Source organism: Burkholderia ubonensis subsp. mesacidophila, from assembly GCF_002097715.1.
GTDB classification, from domain to species: domain Bacteria; phylum Pseudomonadota; class Gammaproteobacteria; order Burkholderiales; family Burkholderiaceae; genus Burkholderia; species Burkholderia mesacidophila.
The window spans coordinates 2,978,511-2,994,851 of the sequence record NZ_CP020737.1; the positions used below are offsets into that span (position 1 = coordinate 2,978,511).

A 16,341-nucleotide genomic window follows, 5' to 3' on the forward strand; every position below is an offset into this window, starting at 1 on the left:
CCGGTGGTGGTGCCGGTGGTGGTGCCGGTGGTGGTGCCGGCGGCGGCGCAGGCGGTGGTGCTGGCGGTGGTGCTGGCGGTGGTGCTGGCGGCGGCGCAGGCGGTGGTGCTGGCGGTGGTGCTGGCGGTGGTGCTGGCGGTGGTGCTGGCGGTGGTGCTGGCGGCGGTGCCGGCGGTGGTGCCGGCGGCGGCGCAGGCGGTGGTGCTGGCGGCGGCTCAGGCGGCGGCTCAGGCGGTGGTGCTGGCGGTGGTGCTGGCGGTGGTGCTGGCGGTGGTGCTGGCGGTGGTGCTGGCGGTGGTGCTGGCGGTGGTGCCGGCGGCGGCGCAGGCGGTGGTGCTGGCGGTGGTGCTGGCGGTGGTGCTGGCGGTGGTGCTGGCGGTGGTGCTGGCGGTGGTGCTGGCGGTCATGGCAACGGTGGCCACGGTAACGGCGGTCACGGCAACGGTGGCGGCAACGGCAATGGCAACGGCAGTGGCGGCGGCGGCAACGGTGGCGGCAACGGCGTCGGCAATGGCAACGGCACCGGCGGCCACGGCAACGGTGGGTCGGGCAGCCACGGCCACTGATCGGCGGCGCCCTCCGGCGCCATCGTGGTCAGAGCATTTCGAGCGCGCGCTTGCTGCGCGGCGGACGGAAGTACGCGTCCAGCTGCACGCGCTCGTCATCGCTCAACACGAGATCGAGCGCGGCGTGGTTGTCGCGCACGTGCTCGATCCGCGCCGCCTTCGGGATCGCGAACACGCCGGGCTGCGCGAGCACCCAGGCAAGCGCGACACGCATCACCGACACGCCGCGCACGCGGGCGATCTCGTCGAGCGGCGAGCGTTTCGGCAGGCGCGCATGATCGACCGGGCTGTACGCCATCGCCGGGATCCGGCGCGCCGCGAGCCACGGCAGCAGATCGAATTCCGGCCCGCGCCGCGCGATGTTGTAGAGGATCTGGTTGGTCGCGCACGCCGCGCCGCCCGCCTCGTCGACGAGCTCCTGCATGTCGGCCGTATCGAAGTTGCTCACGCCCCAGTGGCGAATCTTGCCGGCGCGGCGTAGCGCGTCAAAGCCCTCGACCGTCTCCTCGAGCGGCACCGAGCCGCGCCAGTGCAGCAGATAGAGATCGATGCGATCGGTGCGCAAGCGCTTGAGGCTCGCCTCGCACGCGGCCACGACGCCCCGGCGGCTCGCATGATGCGGATACGCCTTGCTGACGAGAAACACGTCGTCGCGCAAGCCGTCGAGCGCGTCGCCGACGAGTTCCTCGGTCGCGCCGTCGCCGTACATCTCGGCGGTGTCGATCAACGTCATGCCGAGCGCGATGCCCTCGCGCAGCGCGGCAATCTCGTCCGCGCGCCGGGACGCGCGCTCGCCCATCTCCCACGTCCCCTGCCCCAGCTTCGGGATCGTCTCGCCGTCAGGCAGGACGACCGTGGCGCTCGTGTCTGTCATGCGTTCCTCACTGCAAATTCGTGGCCGCGCGCGGCGGCGGTGGTACGGAATGCGACGCATCAGTGTAGCCATTCGGCGCCGCGCACAAGCGCCGTGCGGCAAAAACCGGCTATAACGGCGCCGCATGATGACTTAGAATGGCCGCAACCTGATCGATACCCATTCCATGAAGTCAACGACGGACGACCGCTGGCAGGACCTGCGCCCCGACCCCGACAACGATACTCCGCTCTATCTGCAGCTCGCCCGCAAGCTCGGCGACGCGATTCACGACAACCGCTGGCGAGCTGGCGAGGCGCTGCCGTCCGAGCGCGTGCTGTCGGAGGCGCTCGGCGTGTCGCGCATCACCGCGCGCAAGGCGATCGCGCTCCTCGTCGAACAGGGGCTGATCCGGCGCACGCAAGGCGCGGGCAATTTCATCCAGCTGCGCTACGAGGATCCGCTGTCGCGCCTGTCGAGCTTCAGCGAGATGCTCGAACGGCGCGGCTTCAAGCCGAGTTCGCAGTGGCTCTCGCGCGAGATCCAGCCCGCGAGCCGCGACGAAGTGATCCAGCTCGGCCTGTCGCCGGCCGCGTCGGTTACACGGTTGAAACGTCTGCGCCTCGCCGACGGCATCGTAATGGCCGTCGAGAACTCGACGTTTCCCGCAACGCTGATTCCCGATCCGCAAGCGATCGGCGATTCGCTGTACAGCTACCTCGAAGCGCGCGGCACGCCGATCGTGCGCGCGCTGCAGCACTTCCGCGCGGTCAACGCGACCGACGAGATCGCGCGGCAGATGGGCATCGCGCCGCACGACGCGCTGCTGCTGATCACGCGGATCGGCTACACGGCCGACCAGCGCGCGATCGAGCTGACCGACACCTACTGCCGCAACGACTACTACGACTTCGTCGTCGAGCTGCGCAAGTAATCCGCGACCTCGCGCGAGCGGCCCCTAATCGATCCAGCGCGGTTCGTCCGCGCCGAGCGGCACGGGCGGCAACGCGAAGAACGGCGGCGTCGCCGACAGCCGTTCCGCCGGGCGCACCGCATCGACGACGCCGAACGGCGACGCGATCCGGTCGAGCCGGTCGCACACGTCGTCGGGCGTGATCTCTGGCGCGTGCGCACCGTCCGGCACGAGACCGAACGACTGCAGCCAGCGGCCCGTCTGCGCGAGCGACAGCCGCACCCGCCAGCTGCCGCCTTCGCGCGCGCGGCGCGCCAGCGCGATCATCGCGCCGAACGCCGCGAGATAGCCGGTCGCATGATCGAGCGCCTGGCACGGCAGGTGGCACGGCGCGTCCGCGTGGGCCGCCTGCCGCTCGCGCCAGGCGATCCCGCTCGCGGACTGCACGAGGCTGTCGAAGCCGCGCCGCCGCGACCACGGCCCCTCATGCCCGTACGCGGAAATCGACACGCACACGATGCCCGGCCGCAGCGCCGCCAACGCGTCCGGCGAGAAGCCGCGCAGCGCAAGCGCGCCGGGACGATACGCGTCGACGAACACGTCCGCCTGCCGCGCGAGCCGCTGCAGCGCGTCGACGCCCGCGGCGTCGCGCAGGTCGAGCCACGCGGAGCGCTTGCCGCGCCCGTTGTCGATCACGAGCGGCGCGATGTTCGGCAGATGCGGGCCATTGACGAGCAGCACCTGCGCGCCATGCGACGCGAGCGTGCGGCCCGCGACCGGGCCCGCGATGATGCGCGTGAGATCGAGCACACGCACGCACGCGAGCGGCCGGCTCGCCTCGCCGCCGCCGAGCGCCTGCACCGGCGCGTCGCCGATGCGTTCGATCTCGAACAGCGGCAGCGCCGCGAGCGCGCGCGCCTGCTCGTGCGCCGCCCATTCGTCAGGTGTTCTGATCAGCGCCGCGCACAGGCCCGCGTCCGCGAGTGCGGCGTCGAGCGTTTCGCCGTCCCGCGTGCGGATCGCCGCCTCGACCTCCGCGCGGCGCTCGCCGCAGCCGAGCACGCCGAGGATGCCGCGCAGGTGATGCGGAAAGTTCGCGTGCAGCTGGATCCAGCGCGCATCGCGCGTCTCGTAGAAACCCGTCACCGGATGCCGTAGCTCGGGCGGCGGCCCGTCGTCGACGCGCAGGTAGCGTTCGCTGCGAAACGCGACGAGCGCGTCGCGCACCGACACGTCTACCCGCTGCGCGACGCCCGTGCGAAGCCGATGGCACTCGGCAGCCGCGAGCCCGGCCGCCGCGACCGACGCCGCGGCCAGCGTGCCGACATGGAACGCCGACGGCAGCGCCGGATCCTGCCCGTCGATCGCGACGCGCGCAAGCGCGCCGGGCTCGCCGTGCGCGAGCTGCCAGAGATGCGTCAACGCGAGCCTGGGCGTCATGATCGGTCGCCTCGCGGAAGGGACTAACGAATCGAGTCTAGAATTCGCCGCAGGCGCGATCAACCTCGATCGCGCATCCCTCCACCACGATTGACTGCAGCGGGGCCGCACGCGACGCGGCCCGACAGGAGCGATCCGCATGACGTCTCTCAGCGCCCCCGAAGCCGCCGACGTACTGGGTGTCAGCGTGAGCACCCTCTATGCGTACGTGAGTCGCGGCCTGCTGCGCTCGTTGCCGGACGGCGAGAGCAAGCGCCGCCGCTACGATGCGGACGAAGTGCGCCTGCTCGCACGCCGCCGCGCCGATGCGAAGCGCGCCGGCGGCGTCGCCGAACGCTCGCTCGACTGGGGCGTGCCGGTGCTCGAATCGCGCATCACGCAGATCGCCGACGGCCGCCTCTTCTATCGCGGCGCCGACGCGATCGCGCTCGCTGCCGATGCAACGCTGGAAGCCACTGCCGCGCGGCTCTGGGACTGCCCGCCCGCACGGCTTGCCGCAGCCTCCGCCGCGACCGGCGGCTTCGACGCCGCGCAGTGGCAGGACTGGGCGCGCCGGTGGGCGCATCTCGCGCCGCTCGAGCGCACGCTCGTGCTGCTGCCGGCCGCCGCCGCGTCGATCCCCCGCATCCGGGCGCAGGGGCGCGATGCGCAGCTCGATACCGCCGCACTGCTGCTGCGTGTCGCGACCGCCGCGCTCGCGGGCATCGCGCCCGGCGACGCGCCGCTGCATCGCCAGCTCGCCGACGCGTGGCAGGTGCGCGGACGCGCCGAGGCCGACCTGCTGCGCCGGGCGCTCGTGCTGTGCGCGGATCACGAACTGAACCCGTCGACGTTCGCGGTGCGCTGCATCGCGTCGACCGGCAGCCACCTGTTCGGCGCGATCGCGGGCGGGCTCGCGGCGCTGGCCGGCCCGCGCCACGGCGGCGAGACGTTCCGGGCCGGCACGCTGCTCGACGAAGCGGCCCGCGCGGCCGACCCCGACCACTATCTGGCGTTGCGCGTCGCGCACGACGAACGCGCGGCCGGCGGCCGCACGGCGCTGGCCGGCTTCGGCCATCCGCTCTATCCGGCCGGCGACCCGCGCGCGCAGGCGCTGCTCGGCGCACTGCAGGCTGCGGCGCCGGACCGCCCCGCGTTGCGCGCTGCGCTCGCGCTCGCCGCGCGCGTCGAAGCGGCAACCGGGCAGCGGCCGGCCATCGATTACGCGCTCGCGGCGCTGGAACGCACGCTCGCGCTGCCCGACGGCGCCGCGTTCACGCTGTTCGCGGCCGGCCGCACGGCCGGCTGGATCGCGCACGCACTCGAACAGTACGCGGACGGCAAGCTGATCCGGCCGCGCGCACGCTACGTCGGCAGCGACGCGCCGGCCTGACGGCGGCGCCCGCGCCACGCGGCCAGGCGCTGCCGCAGCGCCGCGGCGAACGGCGCCGCCCGGTCATCCGCGCGGCTCAGCGTGAAGCGCGCCCCGCGCGATCCGGCGCTGATCCAGATCCGCGCGCCGGGCCCGAGCGCCAGCGTGTGGCCGGGCCGCAGCCAGTGATCGGCGGGCTCGCCTTCGATCGTCAGCCACACTTCGCCCGCCGTGACGCGCAGCACGCTGCGGCGGACCAGCCGCCACCGCCCGGCGGGCTCGTCGGCATCCAGTTCGTAGAGTCGCAGTTCACGCATGGCCCGCTCCCGGTCGAGGTGGTTCGCACCCGTCCAGTATCCGGACAGTGGCAGCACGCTCACAGATACGCCCGCAGACACTTTCGGCTGAACTGTACCGGTCCATCGGGCGACGCACCTCAGCCGGCGGCGCGCAGGCACGGGGTCGAAACTGCGCGGCGCGGCGGCTTTCCCTACAATGTCGGCTGTCCTGCGTCCGCGCGGCGCCGCCCGCGTGTCCACGTTCCAACGTTCGCCCGCCACCCATGTTTCAACGCCCGCCCGTCGCCGCCCCCGGCGAAAAGAACCTCACCGTGATGCTCTGGCTCGTCGCGACGGGCTTCTTCATGCAGACGCTCGACGCGACGATCGTCAACACCGCGCTGCCGTCGATGGCGGCGAGCCTCGGCGAATCGCCGCTGCGGATGCAGTCGGTCGTGATCGCGTATTCGCTGACGATGGCGGTGATGATCCCGGTATCCGGCTGGCTCGCCGATACGTTCGGCACGCGGCGGGTGTTCCTCAGCGCGATCCTGGTCTTTTCGCTGGGCTCGCTGCTGTGCGCGAACGCGCACACGCTGCCGCAGCTCGTCGCGTTCCGCGTCGTGCAGGGGATCGGCGGCGCGATGCTGCTGCCGGTCGGACGGCTCGCGGTGCTGCGCACGTTCCCGGCCGAGCGCTACCTGCCGGCGCTGTCGTTCGTCGCGATTCCGGGCCTGATCGGCCCGCTGATCGGCCCGACGCTCGGCGGCTGGCTCGTGAAGGTCGCGTCGTGGCACTGGATCTTCCTGATCAACGTGCCGGTGGGCGTCGCGGGCTGCATCGCGACCTACTATTCGATGCCCGACGCACGCAACCCGGCCGTCGGCCGCTTCGACCTGAAGGGCTATCTGCTGCTGACGATCGGCATGGTCGCGATCTCGCTGTCGCTCGACGGGCTCGCCGACCTCGGCATGCAGCATGCGGCCGTGCTCGTGCTGCTGATCCTGAGCCTCGCGTGCTTCGTCGCCTACGGGCTGTACGCGGTGCGCGCGCCGCAGCCGATCTTCTCGCTCGAGCTGTTCCGGATCCACACGTTCAGCGTCGGCCTGCTCGGCAACCTGTTCGCGCGGATCGGCAGCGGCGCGATGCCCTACCTGATCCCGTTGCTGCTGCAGGTGAGCCTCGGCTACACCGCGTTCGAGGCGGGCCTGATGATGCTGCCGGTCGCGGCGGCCGGGATGTCCTCGAAGCGCCTCATCACGCACCTGATCATGAAGCACGGCTACCGCAACGTGCTGCTCGCGAACACGATCATGGTCGGCGTGATGATGGCGAGCTTCGCGCTGATGCACGATGCGATGCCCGTGTGGCTCAAGGTCGCGCAGCTCGCGCTGTTCGGCGGCTTCAACTCGATGCAGTTCACCGCGATGAACACGCTGACGCTGAAGGATCTCGGCACCGGCGGCGCGAGCAGCGGCAACAGCCTGTTCTCACTCGTGCAGATGCTGTCGATGAGCCTCGGCGTGACGGTCGCGGGCGCGCTGCTCGCGACCTTCACCGGGATGCTGCGCACCGTGACGCCAAGCAACACGCTGCCCGCGTTCCACGCGACCTTCATCTGCGTCGGCGTGATCACCGCGGGGTCCGCGTGGATCTTCGCGCAACTCGCGCCGGAAATCCGCGGCGCGGCACGCAAGACCGATCCGTCCGAGCGCGCATGACGCGGGCCGGCGCGCCCCGGTTCGGACGGCGCACCGGCATGCGGCGCACCACGACGGTGCAACCGGCACGGCCGATGCGCGCGCTCGCACCGCGTCGGCAGGCCGCACCGGCCGCGCGATTGCGCACGCTTCTTGCTCGCCTATTCTGTAGGTAAACTGGCAGCCTTCCTCCGGCCGACATCATGAGCATGATCGACATCGATCCCCCCGGCTTTCAGCCGCCCCGCCCCGTTGCAGGCGACGACGGCAACCGGCGTACCGTGCTGTACGGCGGCTACACCGTCTTCAGCGTGTTCCAGCCGGTGTTTTCCGTGTCGCACCGGCGCGCGATCGGCTATCACGCGTCGCTGCGCGCGCACGACGAGGAAAGCCGCCAGGTCGCGTCGCACGAGGTCTTCACGCAGGCCGCGCGGCGCGGCGACCTGCTCGAGCTCGGCCGGCTCGCCGAATCGCTGCACCTCGGCAACTTCCACGCGTTCGACAGCCACGACGAATGGCTCTTCCTGAGCCTGCATCCCGCGGCGCTGATGGACACCGTCTACGGCGACGCGCTGCTCGCGAACCTGAAGGCGCTCGGCCTGCCGCCGCACCGCGTGGTGCTGGAAGTGCCCGAGCAGGCGGGCGGCGAGACGCCGCGCTATGCGGCGATCGTCGACGGCCTGCGCAAGGCCGGCTTCCTGATCGCGCTCGGCGGCTTCGGCGCGAAGCATTCGAACATCGACCGCGTCTGGCACCTGCACCCCGACATCGTCACGCTCGACCGCGGCATCCTCGCGCAGGCGAGCGAGCATTCGCATCTCGAACGGGTGCTGCCGGGGCTCGTGTCGCTGCTGCACGAATCCGGCCAGCTCGTGCTGATGGGCGGCCTCGCGACCGAGCGCGACGCGCTGATCGCGCTCGAATGCGACGTCGATTTCGTGCAGGGCCAGTATTTCGCGGGCCCGAGCGTCGAGCCGGTGCAGCCGCAGGCCGCGGCGGGCTGCATGGATACGCTGTCGGCCGCGCTGCGCCTGCGCGTCGCGGAACGCGAGCGCATGCAGGCGACGCGGCTCGCGCCGTACGTCGCCGCGCTCGAGGAGGCCGGTACGAAGCTCGGCGCGGGCAGCACGCTCATCGACGCGGCCGCCACGGTGCTCGGCCTGCCCGAGACCGCGCGCTGCTTCCTGCTCGACGCGTCCGGGCGGCAGATCGGCGACAACGTGCTCGCGCGCGGCAGCGTGTCGCAACGCGCGAAGCGCTTCCGCCCGCTGCTGCACTCCGAAGGCGCGAGCTGGGAGCGCCGTCCGTACTTCATCCACGCGATGCGCATGCCGGGCCGCGTGCACCTGACGCCGCCCTATCTGTCGATCAACGAGGCGCACCTGTGCGTAACCGCGTCGATCGCCGCACCCGTCGCCGGCGGGATGCAGGTGCTCTGCGTCGACATCAACTGGGAAGCGGCCGCGCACCGCGACTGACGCCCCGGCGGCGGATCCGGTGCGCGCGAACGACCGGCTTGCGCCCGCGTCAGGCCGCTCCGTCCGCCCTGCGGACGATCAGCCGGTGCACGCGCTTGCCCGACGACGGGCTGACGACCTCATGCTCGTCGATCACCTGCACGCCGCCGCCGAGCGCCGCGCGCATCCGGGCGCCGTCGAGCGCCGTGTACAGGCGCCCGTGCTCGTCGCGCAGCGACCCGCTGCCGGCGACCCGCCAGCTCATGTACAGCGTGCCGCCCGGCGCGAGCAGCTCGACGAGCCGCGCGGCGGCGGCCGCCGCCTCGACATGGTCCAGGTGCATCACCACGGTCTCGCACAGCACGTTGCGGAACGCGCCGGACGGCACGCCGGGAAGCGCCGGCAGCGCCGCCTGCTCGAAGCGCAGGCCGGGATGGCGGCGGCGCGCCTCGTCGAGCAGCGCCGCGCTCGCGTCGTAGCCGCGCACGTCGAAGCCGCGGGACGCAAGCCAGGCCGTATCGCGTCCCGCGCCGCAGCCGACGTCCGCCGTCGGTCCCGGCGCGAAATGCTGTTCGAGGAGCGCATACATGTCGTCGGGCGGCCCCTCGTCGAGCCAGAGCTGCGCATAGTCGGCGGCGTAGGTGTCGTACGCGTCGAGTGTCGGGCGATCCACCATGGCGATTGCGCTCCGCAAAGGCGTCACATGACGCCAATCCCATCTTAGTCGTTGCACGGCGCGACACCGGCACGCAATCGTTTGGCGTCCGGCGCTCACGCCGCCAGCGCGGCCCACAGCGCGTCGCCGCGCCACGCGGGCCGTTGCGCGGCGGCCTCCGCGGCGTGCACGAGCGCGCACAGCCGCGCATTCACGGGCGCTGACGCACCGAAGCCTTCGGCCAGCCGCACCACCTCGCCGTTGATCCAGTCGACTTCGGTCGGCCGCCCCCTGGCGAGGTCGTCGGACATCGACGAGCGCGCGAGCGGATCGATCGCGAGCATCCGCGCAGCGAGCACGCGGAACAGCGGATCGGGCGCGTCGAGCAGCACCGGAATCCATGCCGCCGGCAACGGCGTGACGCGCGCCGGCCGGATCCCGGCCCGGGCGAGCCAGAGCAGCGCCTCGCGCTGCGCGAGCGCGACGCAGCGGCGATACGCGCGTTGCGCGAGTTCGTCGCGCAGCGGCAGGTTCGCGAGCGCGTTGACCGCGTTGTTCAGGTTGAACAGCAACTTCGCCCACTGCACGGCGGGCATGTCGCGCCGCAGCGCAAGCGGCAGCCCGGCGCGCGCGAACGCTTCGGCGAACGGCTGCAGCGCAGGCGACGCGTCGACCGCGAGCCGGCTCGCCGAGCCCTGGTGAAACGCGCCCGGCCCGCGCTCGATCACGTTGAACGGCACCATGCCGGCGAACACCGTGGCCTGCGGCAACGCCGCGCGCAACGTGTCGACGTTGCGCACGCCGTTCTGGAAGCTGATCACGCGCGCGCCCGGCCGCAGCACGCCGGCGAGCTGTGCGGCGAGCGCCGGCGTCGCCGCCGACTTCACCGTGACGAGCACGAGCGACGCGTCGGCCGCGGCAGCCATGTCGGTGTCGAACGCGACGTCCGTCGGCGCAAGCTGCGCGCGATACCCGCGATGATCCGACAGCGTCAGCCCGTGGCTCCGGATCGCGTCGCCGATCCGCGCGCGGCCGATCAGCGTGACGGGCTGCCCCGCCGCCGCGAGCCGGCCGCCGAGATAGCAGCCGACCACGCCCGCGCCGACCACGCAGATGCGCGCCATCGACGGTTCAGACATGCGCGTCGTGCGCGCCGCCGTGCACGGGCCCGGCCCGCTCCTCGACCGCACGCCGCACGTCGCCGCGCAGCCCCGCGAAGAACGCGATCTCGGCAACGACGAACAGCGGCCCGACCATCAGCCCGACGAGATCGTCGACGAACGCGGGCTTACGCCCTTCGAACCAGTGCCCGACAAACTGCACGATCCAGCCGACGACGAACGCGCCGATCCCGATGCCGAGCCATTGCGCGGTCGGCAGCGCGGCGAGCGTCTGCCCGGCCCACAGGCCGAGGGCAAACAGCGCCGTCATCACGACGCCGAAGCGCAGGTCGACGCGCAGGTAGAACACGACGAACGCGATCGTGAGCAGCAGCGCCGGCGACAGCGCGACGCCCGCCGGCGCGCCGAGCGCGGGCCGCGACAGCAGCACCTCGACCGCGAACACGATCATCGGGATGCCGACCAGGTGCGTCGCGATGTTGCGTGCGTCGCGGTGATAGGCCGCGTACTGGGAGAGATGGTCTTCGAGCGTCTTCATGGCGTCTCCTTGTCGTTCGATGCGCGCTATGATGCCCGTCACGCCCGAGAACCTCTGTCGGCTACCCGACATCGCGCCGCCCATGCCCGAGTCCCTCGACCCAGAGCCTTTCGACCGATACCTGCCGGAACTCGACGCGCACCCGTGGTTCGCCGCGCTGCCGCAGGCGTTGCGCGCGGCGTTGCTCGCGCGCGCCGCGCTGCGCCGCCTGCCGGCCGGCCAGGCGCTGTTCCGCCGCGGCGACCCGCCGTGCGGGCTGTACGCGGTGCTGAGCGGTTCCCTCACGATAGGCGCGGTCGATCCGCAGGGCAAGGAGGCGCTGCTGACGGTCGCCGAGCCGGTCACGTGGTTCGGCGAGATCGCGCTGTTCGACGGCCGGCCGCGCACGCACGACGCGATCGCGCTCGACGACACGCTGCTGCTGCACGTGCCGCAGGCCGCGCTGCTCGCGATCCTCGACGCGACGCCGCAATACTGGCGGCAATTCGCGCTGCTGATGGCGCAGAAGCTGCGGCTCAGCTTCCTGACCGTCGAGTCGATGAGCGTGATGCCGGCCGCGCAGCGGCTCGCCGCGCGCCTGCTGATGATCGCCGACGGCTACGGCGGAATCAGCGCCGGACGCACGCGCATCCGGCTGTCGCAGGAAAAGCTCGCGGCGATGCTGTCGCTGACGCGGCAGACCACGAATCAGTTGCTGAAATCGCTGGAGACGGACGGCGTGGTGCGGCTGCACGTCGGCGAGATCGAACTCGTCGACGTCGACGCGCTGCGTCGCGCGAGCGGGCTGCCGGGCTGACCAGCCGACCGCCCGCCACGCCCGTCACGACCGTCACGACCGTCACGACCGCCCCGGCTCCCCGCGCCACGCGACGCCGTCGCCGCGCGACGCATCCCCGCGCGTGCCTGCCCCTCGCGCCCTCATCAACAGCGCCGCGCCGACGAAGCCGAACAGCGCGAGCGTCAGCATGCCGGCCTGCGGATGCCCGGCGACGCGCTCCGCGACGCTCTTCAGGTTCGGCGCGACGAAGCCGCCGAGATTGCCGACCGAATTGATGAACGCGATCCCGCCCGCCGCGGCCGCGCCGCCCAGATAGCCGGTCGGCAAGGTCCAGAACAGCGGCTGCACCGCGACGAACCCGGTCGCGGCCACGCAGAATGCAACCAGCACGACCGGCAGCGACGCGCCGAGCGCCGACGCGGCGATGCCCGCCGCCGCGAGCGCCAGCATCGCGGCCGCCCATGCGCGGTGCCGGCCCGAGCGGTCCGCGCGCCGCGTGACGACGAATGTGCCGGCGATCGCCGCGCACCACGGGATCGCGGTCAGGAGGCCCACCGCCGTGCCGACGTGGCCGCCCGTCAGCCCGGCGATGCGCGTCGGCAGGTAGAACACGACGCCGTACACGCTGACCTGGACCGCGAAATAGATCGCGCTGAAGAACAGCACGCGCGGATCGCGCAATGCCGCCGCCACCGATGCCGGGCCGTGCGCGCGCTTGTGCGCGTCCTCGTCGCCGAGCGTCGCCGCGAGCGCCGCGCGCTCGTCGGCCGACAGCCAGCGCGCGTCGGCGGGCCGGTCGGTCAGGTAGAAGAACGCGATCACGCCGACCACGGATGCCGCGAGCCCCTCGACCGCGAACATCCCCTGCCACGGATGCAGGCCGAACGGCATCGGCAGGTCGAGCAGCCAGCCGGACACCGGGCTGCCGAGCACGAGCGCGAGCGGCAGCCCGAAGTAGAACAGGCCCATCGCCTGCGCGCGGATTCGCGCGGGGAACCAGTTCGACAGGAACAGGATGATGCCGGGAAAGAAGCCCGCTTCCGCGATGCCGAGCAGCACGCGCAGCAGGTAGAAGCTCGCCGCGTCGTGCACGAACGCCGTGCACGCGGACACGATGCCCCAGGTGAGCATGATGCGGCTCATCCACACGCGCGCGCCGAAGCGATGCATCAGCAGGTTGCTCGGGACTTCGAACAATGCGTAGCCGACGAAGAAGATGCCGGCGCCGAACGCGAACGCCGCATCGCTCAGGCCGGTGTCGGCCTGCAGCACGTTCTTCGCGAACCCGACGTTCGCGCGATCGACGAACGCGAGCACGTACATCAGCACGAGGAACGGCAGCAGGCGTGCGCGGGCCTTGGCGGTGGCGGCATCCAGTGCCGGCGATGCGTCCATGGTTGGCAGGTTCATCGAGGTCGTCTCCCTGTTCAGCGTCCGGACGGTCCGGCCAGTTCGAAAGCCGCGTCGCCCGCGTGCGCATGCGCGTCGTCGCGCAGCGGCAGGTCGGGCCGCATGAAGAAGGTCATCGCGATGCCGAGCACGAGCAGCGCGATCGAGCCGGCGAACGGCAGCGTCCAGCTGCCGGTGCGGTCGACGACGAAGCCGAACACGATCGGCGTGAAGATGCCCGCGATCGCCGAGCCGGCGTTCACGAGGCCGCTCGCGACGCCGACGTGCCGCGGCGTGATGTCCATCGGTACCGCCCAGATCGGCCCGATCGTCATCTCGAGGAAGAAGAACGACAGGCTCATCGACGCGGCCGTCACGGTCAGCGACTGCGCGAACATCACCGGCGCGAGGAACACGAGCGCGCCGGCGAACGCGACGATGATCACGTTGCGGCGCGCGGCGACGACGTTGCCGGTGCGCTTCAGCACGCGATCGCTGAGCACGCCGCCCACCGTGTTGCCGACGACGCCCGACAGGAACACGCCGGCCGAGAACAGGGCGGACTGCTTCAGGTCGAGGCCGCGCCCGTGCATGAAGAAGGTCGGCAGCCACGTGAAGAACAGCCAGCCGGTCCAGCCGTAGCAGAAGTACACGACCATCGTCGGCGCGATGCGGGCGAGCAGCCGCCGCCACGGCGTGCGGGTGTGCGCCGGCGAGTCGGCTGCGGAGCGGGCCGGCGGCAGGTCGGCCGCTTCGTCGGCGGACAGGTGGCGGTGCCGGCGCGGATCGTCGGCGAAGTACCACGCGTAGACGATCACCCACACGGCGGTGAGCGCCCCCGCCGCGACGAACGACGCGCGCCACGATGCGATCGCGACGACGAACGCGACGAACGGCGGCGTCACTGCGTTGCCGAGCCGCGAGAATGAATGCGTGAGCCCTTGCACGAAGCCGCGCCGGCCGGCGGGGAACCAGTTGGTCAGCGCGCGGGCCTGTGCGGGCAGCGCCGCACCCTCGCCGACGCCGAGCAGCATGCGCGCGCAGAACAGCGACACGAGGCCGCCGGCGAGCCCGGTGGCGACGGTCGCGACGATCCAGATCGTCGCGCACGCGATCAGCGTGCGCTTCGCGCCGTAGCGGTCGCTCGCCCAGCCGCCGAGCACCTGGCAGATCGCGTACGTGTACGCGAATGCCGCGAACACGAGGCCGACGCCGGTATTGGACAGATGCAGGTCGTCGCGGATCACGCCGGCGGACGCCGACAGGTTCACGCGATCGAGGTACATGATGAACGACATCGCGCACATCAGCGCGAGGACCGACCGACTAACGCGGGGGCGTTGAAACATGGTGTCTCCTCCAGGAGCGGTGCGCGGCCCCGTGGCCGGGGTCTCGATGCGCGCCGTCATTCGTGTCACGAATTGCTGGAGAAGTGTCGGAGCCGGGCCGTCGAGCGTCTATTGAATTTATGGCATCGACTGATTGCCTCCGGTTATAAGGCCCGGCCGGCCGTCGGCTGCACGGCGGCCGATAAAAGAAAAGCCCTCGTAGCGAGGGCTTGGCCGGCGATGCGACGGATCAGAGCCGCTCGATGACTTCAAGGAACAGCAACACGACGATGAGGATGCCGATCCACCTCAGCGTCAATCTGAGATTGAGGAGCCTGAGTCCCAGCGAATTCACCGCATCCGCGACGAGCTTCGCCGTGACGTCCCCGTCCTGGCCGTTGCTCGCCGCCGCGCCGCGCAATGTGGTCGTCGCAAAGTCGATCCGCAGATGGGTGACATAGCCGGTTGCGATGCTTGGCCATTCGATCGCGTCGTCGCCGGCGTTGGGCCTGAGAAAAAGGCGGGGCTGGCGTGTCGGGTCAACCGCCGCACTTTCCGCCAGATACAGGTGCCGCATGGCCAGCCCCAGCTCCACCGCGCCCAGCTGGCCATCCGCGATGGCCTTCGCCAGCGCCTGCAGGCAGGCGCCGGGAATGTGGCAGGCGAGCCACCACTGGTCGGGCTCGTCGGCGCCGTCGTCGGCACGATTGAAGCCGAGCCGGGCACTGCCGAGCACCACGTCGGACAATGCGTTGCCCAGCTCGTCTTCCAGCGCACGCAGGCCCAGCCGGTCAGCCGTGCTGACGTCGCGCGCGTCGAAGGACACCTGCAGCGTGCGCGTCGTGTGTTGATCGGCGCCGATGATCGACAGCTCCTGGCCCTCCAGATGGGCCACGCCGTGCAGCGACATGGCAAGCACCGGCTGCTTTTCCGCGTCCAGCGGCTCTGCGAGCTGTTGCACCACCTGAAGCTGCCCGAGCTTCAACCACAGGGTCATGGCGGGGTAATACGTGCGTTTCTCGTTGTCGAACCCGACATGTTCGAGGGCGTGATCCTTCCGCTCGACGAAATTCAACGCAACCTTTCTTTCCAGAAAAACCATGACACGCCCCCGCCGTTGCCGATTGCGTCATGCCGATCGCATGGTCGTAGCGTCTGCAGTTTCGCACTTACCCACAGTAGGCGACTACGCGGCATTCTACTGATCCGAAACTACCCTCATATGTTACGAATTACCGACAAGACGCCCGTTTCATTCCCGGACGTGTTTCAAGACCGATCGTCGAAAAACAAAAAGCCCTCGTAGCGAGGGCTTTTTTCGGGATGCCGCGCGCCCGGTGCGGGGCGCGGCAAACGCGTCGGTGACTTACGCGAAGTTCTTCGCTGCGAAGTCCCAGTTCACGATGTTCCAGAACGCTTCGACGAACTTCGGACGCGCGTTGCGGTAGTCGATGTAGTACGCGTGCTCCCACACGTCGATCGTCAGCAGCGCCTTGTCGGCCGTCGTCAGCGGCGTTGCCGCGTTGCTCGTCGACACGATGTCGAGCGAACCGTCCGCCTTCTTCACGAGCCATGCCCAGCCCGAGCCGAACGTGCCGACTGCCGCCTTCGTGAAGGCTTCCTTGAACGCGTCGTACGAACCCCACTTCGCATTGATCGCGTCGCCCAGCGCGCCCGTCGGTGCGCCGCCGCCGTTCGGCGACAGGCTGTTCCAGAAGAACGTGTGGTTCCAGATTTGCGCGGCGTTGTTGAAGATGCCGCCCGACGACTTCTTCACGATCTCTTCCAGCGACAGGTTTTCGAATTCCGTGCCGGGGATCAGGTTGTTCAGGTTCGTCACATAAGCCTGGTGATGCTTGCCGTAGTGGTACTGAATCGTCTCTTGCGAGATGGTCGGCGCGAGCGCGTCTTCAGCGTACGGGAGCGGCGGGAGCGTATGAGCCATGGCGATTCCTTCGTTGAGTATGTAGGGAG

General features: G+C 70.8%; 16 protein-coding genes. 5 read left to right on the forward strand and 11 right to left on the reverse strand.

Features of this window, described 5'->3' with window-relative positions:
* Window positions 1-227: 227 nt before the first annotated feature.
* Together B7P44_RS37940 and B7P44_RS13985 are read right to left on the reverse strand one after the other, a co-directional pair.
* Window positions 228-557 carry a hypothetical protein gene (locus tag B7P44_RS37940; RefSeq protein ID WP_205128700.1) on the reverse strand — a complete coding sequence of 110 codons (330 nt, stop codon included), beginning with the start codon at window positions 555-557 and terminating at the stop codon, window positions 228-230.
* A gap of 37 nt (window positions 558-594) precedes the next feature.
* Entirely contained in the window at window positions 595-1,440 is an 846-nt protein-coding gene (locus B7P44_RS13985) for an aldo/keto reductase (RefSeq protein ID WP_084905092.1), read from the reverse strand.
* A gap of 166 nt (window positions 1,441-1,606) precedes the next feature.
* Here B7P44_RS13985 and B7P44_RS13990 point away from each other — a divergent pair, with 166 nt between their 5' ends.
* Entirely contained in the window at window positions 1,607-2,353 is a 747-nt protein-coding gene (locus tag B7P44_RS13990; protein WP_084905094.1) for a GntR family transcriptional regulator, read from the forward strand.
* 24 nt (window positions 2,354-2,377) lie between these two features.
* On the opposite strand, the gene B7P44_RS13995 is transcribed toward B7P44_RS13990, so the two are convergent.
* Window positions 2,378-3,772 (reverse strand): CoA transferase, encoded by a 1,395-nt coding sequence (locus tag B7P44_RS13995; RefSeq protein ID WP_084905096.1) that lies wholly within the window; start codon window positions 3,770-3,772, stop codon window positions 2,378-2,380.
* A 139-nt stretch (window positions 3,773-3,911) separates the two neighbouring features.
* Here B7P44_RS13995 and B7P44_RS14000 point away from each other — a divergent pair, with 139 nt between their 5' ends.
* Complete coding sequence (locus B7P44_RS14000) at window positions 3,912-5,144, forward strand: citrate/2-methylcitrate synthase (protein ID WP_084905098.1); 1,233 nt, start codon at window positions 3,912-3,914, stop codon at window positions 5,142-5,144.
* Here the strand turns inward: B7P44_RS14000 and B7P44_RS14005 are convergent.
* Window positions 5,117-5,440: a DUF2917 domain-containing protein gene (locus B7P44_RS14005; protein WP_084905100.1), complete on the reverse strand. Its 324-nt coding sequence runs from the start codon at window positions 5,438-5,440 to the stop codon at window positions 5,117-5,119. The genes B7P44_RS14000 and B7P44_RS14005 overlap by 28 nt on opposite strands.
* 245 nt (window positions 5,441-5,685) lie before the next feature.
* Between B7P44_RS14005 and mdtD the strand changes: the two genes are divergently transcribed.
* Together mdtD and B7P44_RS14015 are read left to right on the forward strand one after the other, a co-directional pair.
* Complete coding sequence (mdtD, locus tag B7P44_RS14010; RefSeq protein ID WP_084905102.1) at window positions 5,686-7,122, forward strand: multidrug transporter subunit MdtD; 1,437 nt, start codon at window positions 5,686-5,688, stop codon at window positions 7,120-7,122.
* Between the two features lie 182 nt (window positions 7,123-7,304).
* A complete protein-coding gene (locus B7P44_RS14015) occupies window positions 7,305-8,579 on the forward strand; it encodes an EAL domain-containing protein (protein WP_084905104.1) in 1,275 nt (424 codons plus the stop codon).
* Window positions 8,580-8,628: 49 nt separating this feature from the next.
* Here the strand turns inward: B7P44_RS14015 and B7P44_RS14020 are convergent, their stop codons facing one another.
* The 3 genes from B7P44_RS14020 to B7P44_RS14030 all read right to left on the reverse strand — a co-directional run bounded on the left by B7P44_RS14020 (window position 8,629) and on the right by B7P44_RS14030 (window position 10,872).
* Complete coding sequence (locus tag B7P44_RS14020; protein WP_084905105.1) at window positions 8,629-9,234, reverse strand: class I SAM-dependent methyltransferase; 606 nt, start codon at window positions 9,232-9,234, stop codon at window positions 8,629-8,631.
* A 95-nt stretch (window positions 9,235-9,329) separates the two neighbouring features.
* Window positions 9,330-10,337, reverse strand: coding sequence for a 2-dehydropantoate 2-reductase (locus B7P44_RS14025; protein ID WP_193834329.1), 1,008 nt, complete (start codon window positions 10,335-10,337; stop codon window positions 9,330-9,332).
* A gap of 7 nt (window positions 10,338-10,344) precedes the next feature.
* The gene (locus B7P44_RS14030; RefSeq protein WP_084905107.1) at window positions 10,345-10,872 is read right to left on the reverse strand and encodes an Mpo1 family 2-hydroxy fatty acid dioxygenase; all 528 of its coding nucleotides are present in this window, start codon (window positions 10,870-10,872) and stop codon (window positions 10,345-10,347) included.
* A gap of 82 nt (window positions 10,873-10,954) precedes the next feature.
* Between B7P44_RS14030 and B7P44_RS14035 the strand changes: the two genes are divergently transcribed.
* On the forward strand, window positions 10,955-11,668 hold the full coding sequence (locus B7P44_RS14035; RefSeq protein ID WP_084906689.1) for a Crp/Fnr family transcriptional regulator: 714 nt from the start codon (window positions 10,955-10,957) through the stop codon (window positions 11,666-11,668).
* A gap of 42 nt (window positions 11,669-11,710) precedes the next feature.
* On the opposite strand, the gene B7P44_RS14040 is transcribed toward B7P44_RS14035, so the two are convergent.
* The 4 genes from B7P44_RS14040 to sodB form a co-directional block, all read right to left on the reverse strand.
* Window positions 11,711-13,060: an MFS transporter gene (locus B7P44_RS14040; protein WP_084905109.1), complete on the reverse strand. Its 1,350-nt coding sequence runs from the start codon at window positions 13,058-13,060 to the stop codon at window positions 11,711-11,713.
* A gap of 17 nt (window positions 13,061-13,077) precedes the next feature.
* Window positions 13,078-14,388: an MFS transporter gene (locus B7P44_RS14045; RefSeq protein WP_084905111.1), complete on the reverse strand. Its 1,311-nt coding sequence runs from the start codon at window positions 14,386-14,388 to the stop codon at window positions 13,078-13,080.
* Window positions 14,389-14,617: 229 nt separating this feature from the next.
* Window positions 14,618-15,469 (reverse strand): hypothetical protein, encoded by an 852-nt coding sequence (locus B7P44_RS14050; RefSeq protein ID WP_133117958.1) that lies wholly within the window; start codon window positions 15,467-15,469, stop codon window positions 14,618-14,620.
* A 264-nt stretch (window positions 15,470-15,733) separates the two neighbouring features.
* Window positions 15,734-16,312, reverse strand: coding sequence for a superoxide dismutase [Fe] (gene sodB, locus B7P44_RS14055; protein WP_017333980.1), 579 nt, complete (start codon window positions 16,310-16,312; stop codon window positions 15,734-15,736).
* Window positions 16,313-16,341: the final 29 nt, after the last annotated feature.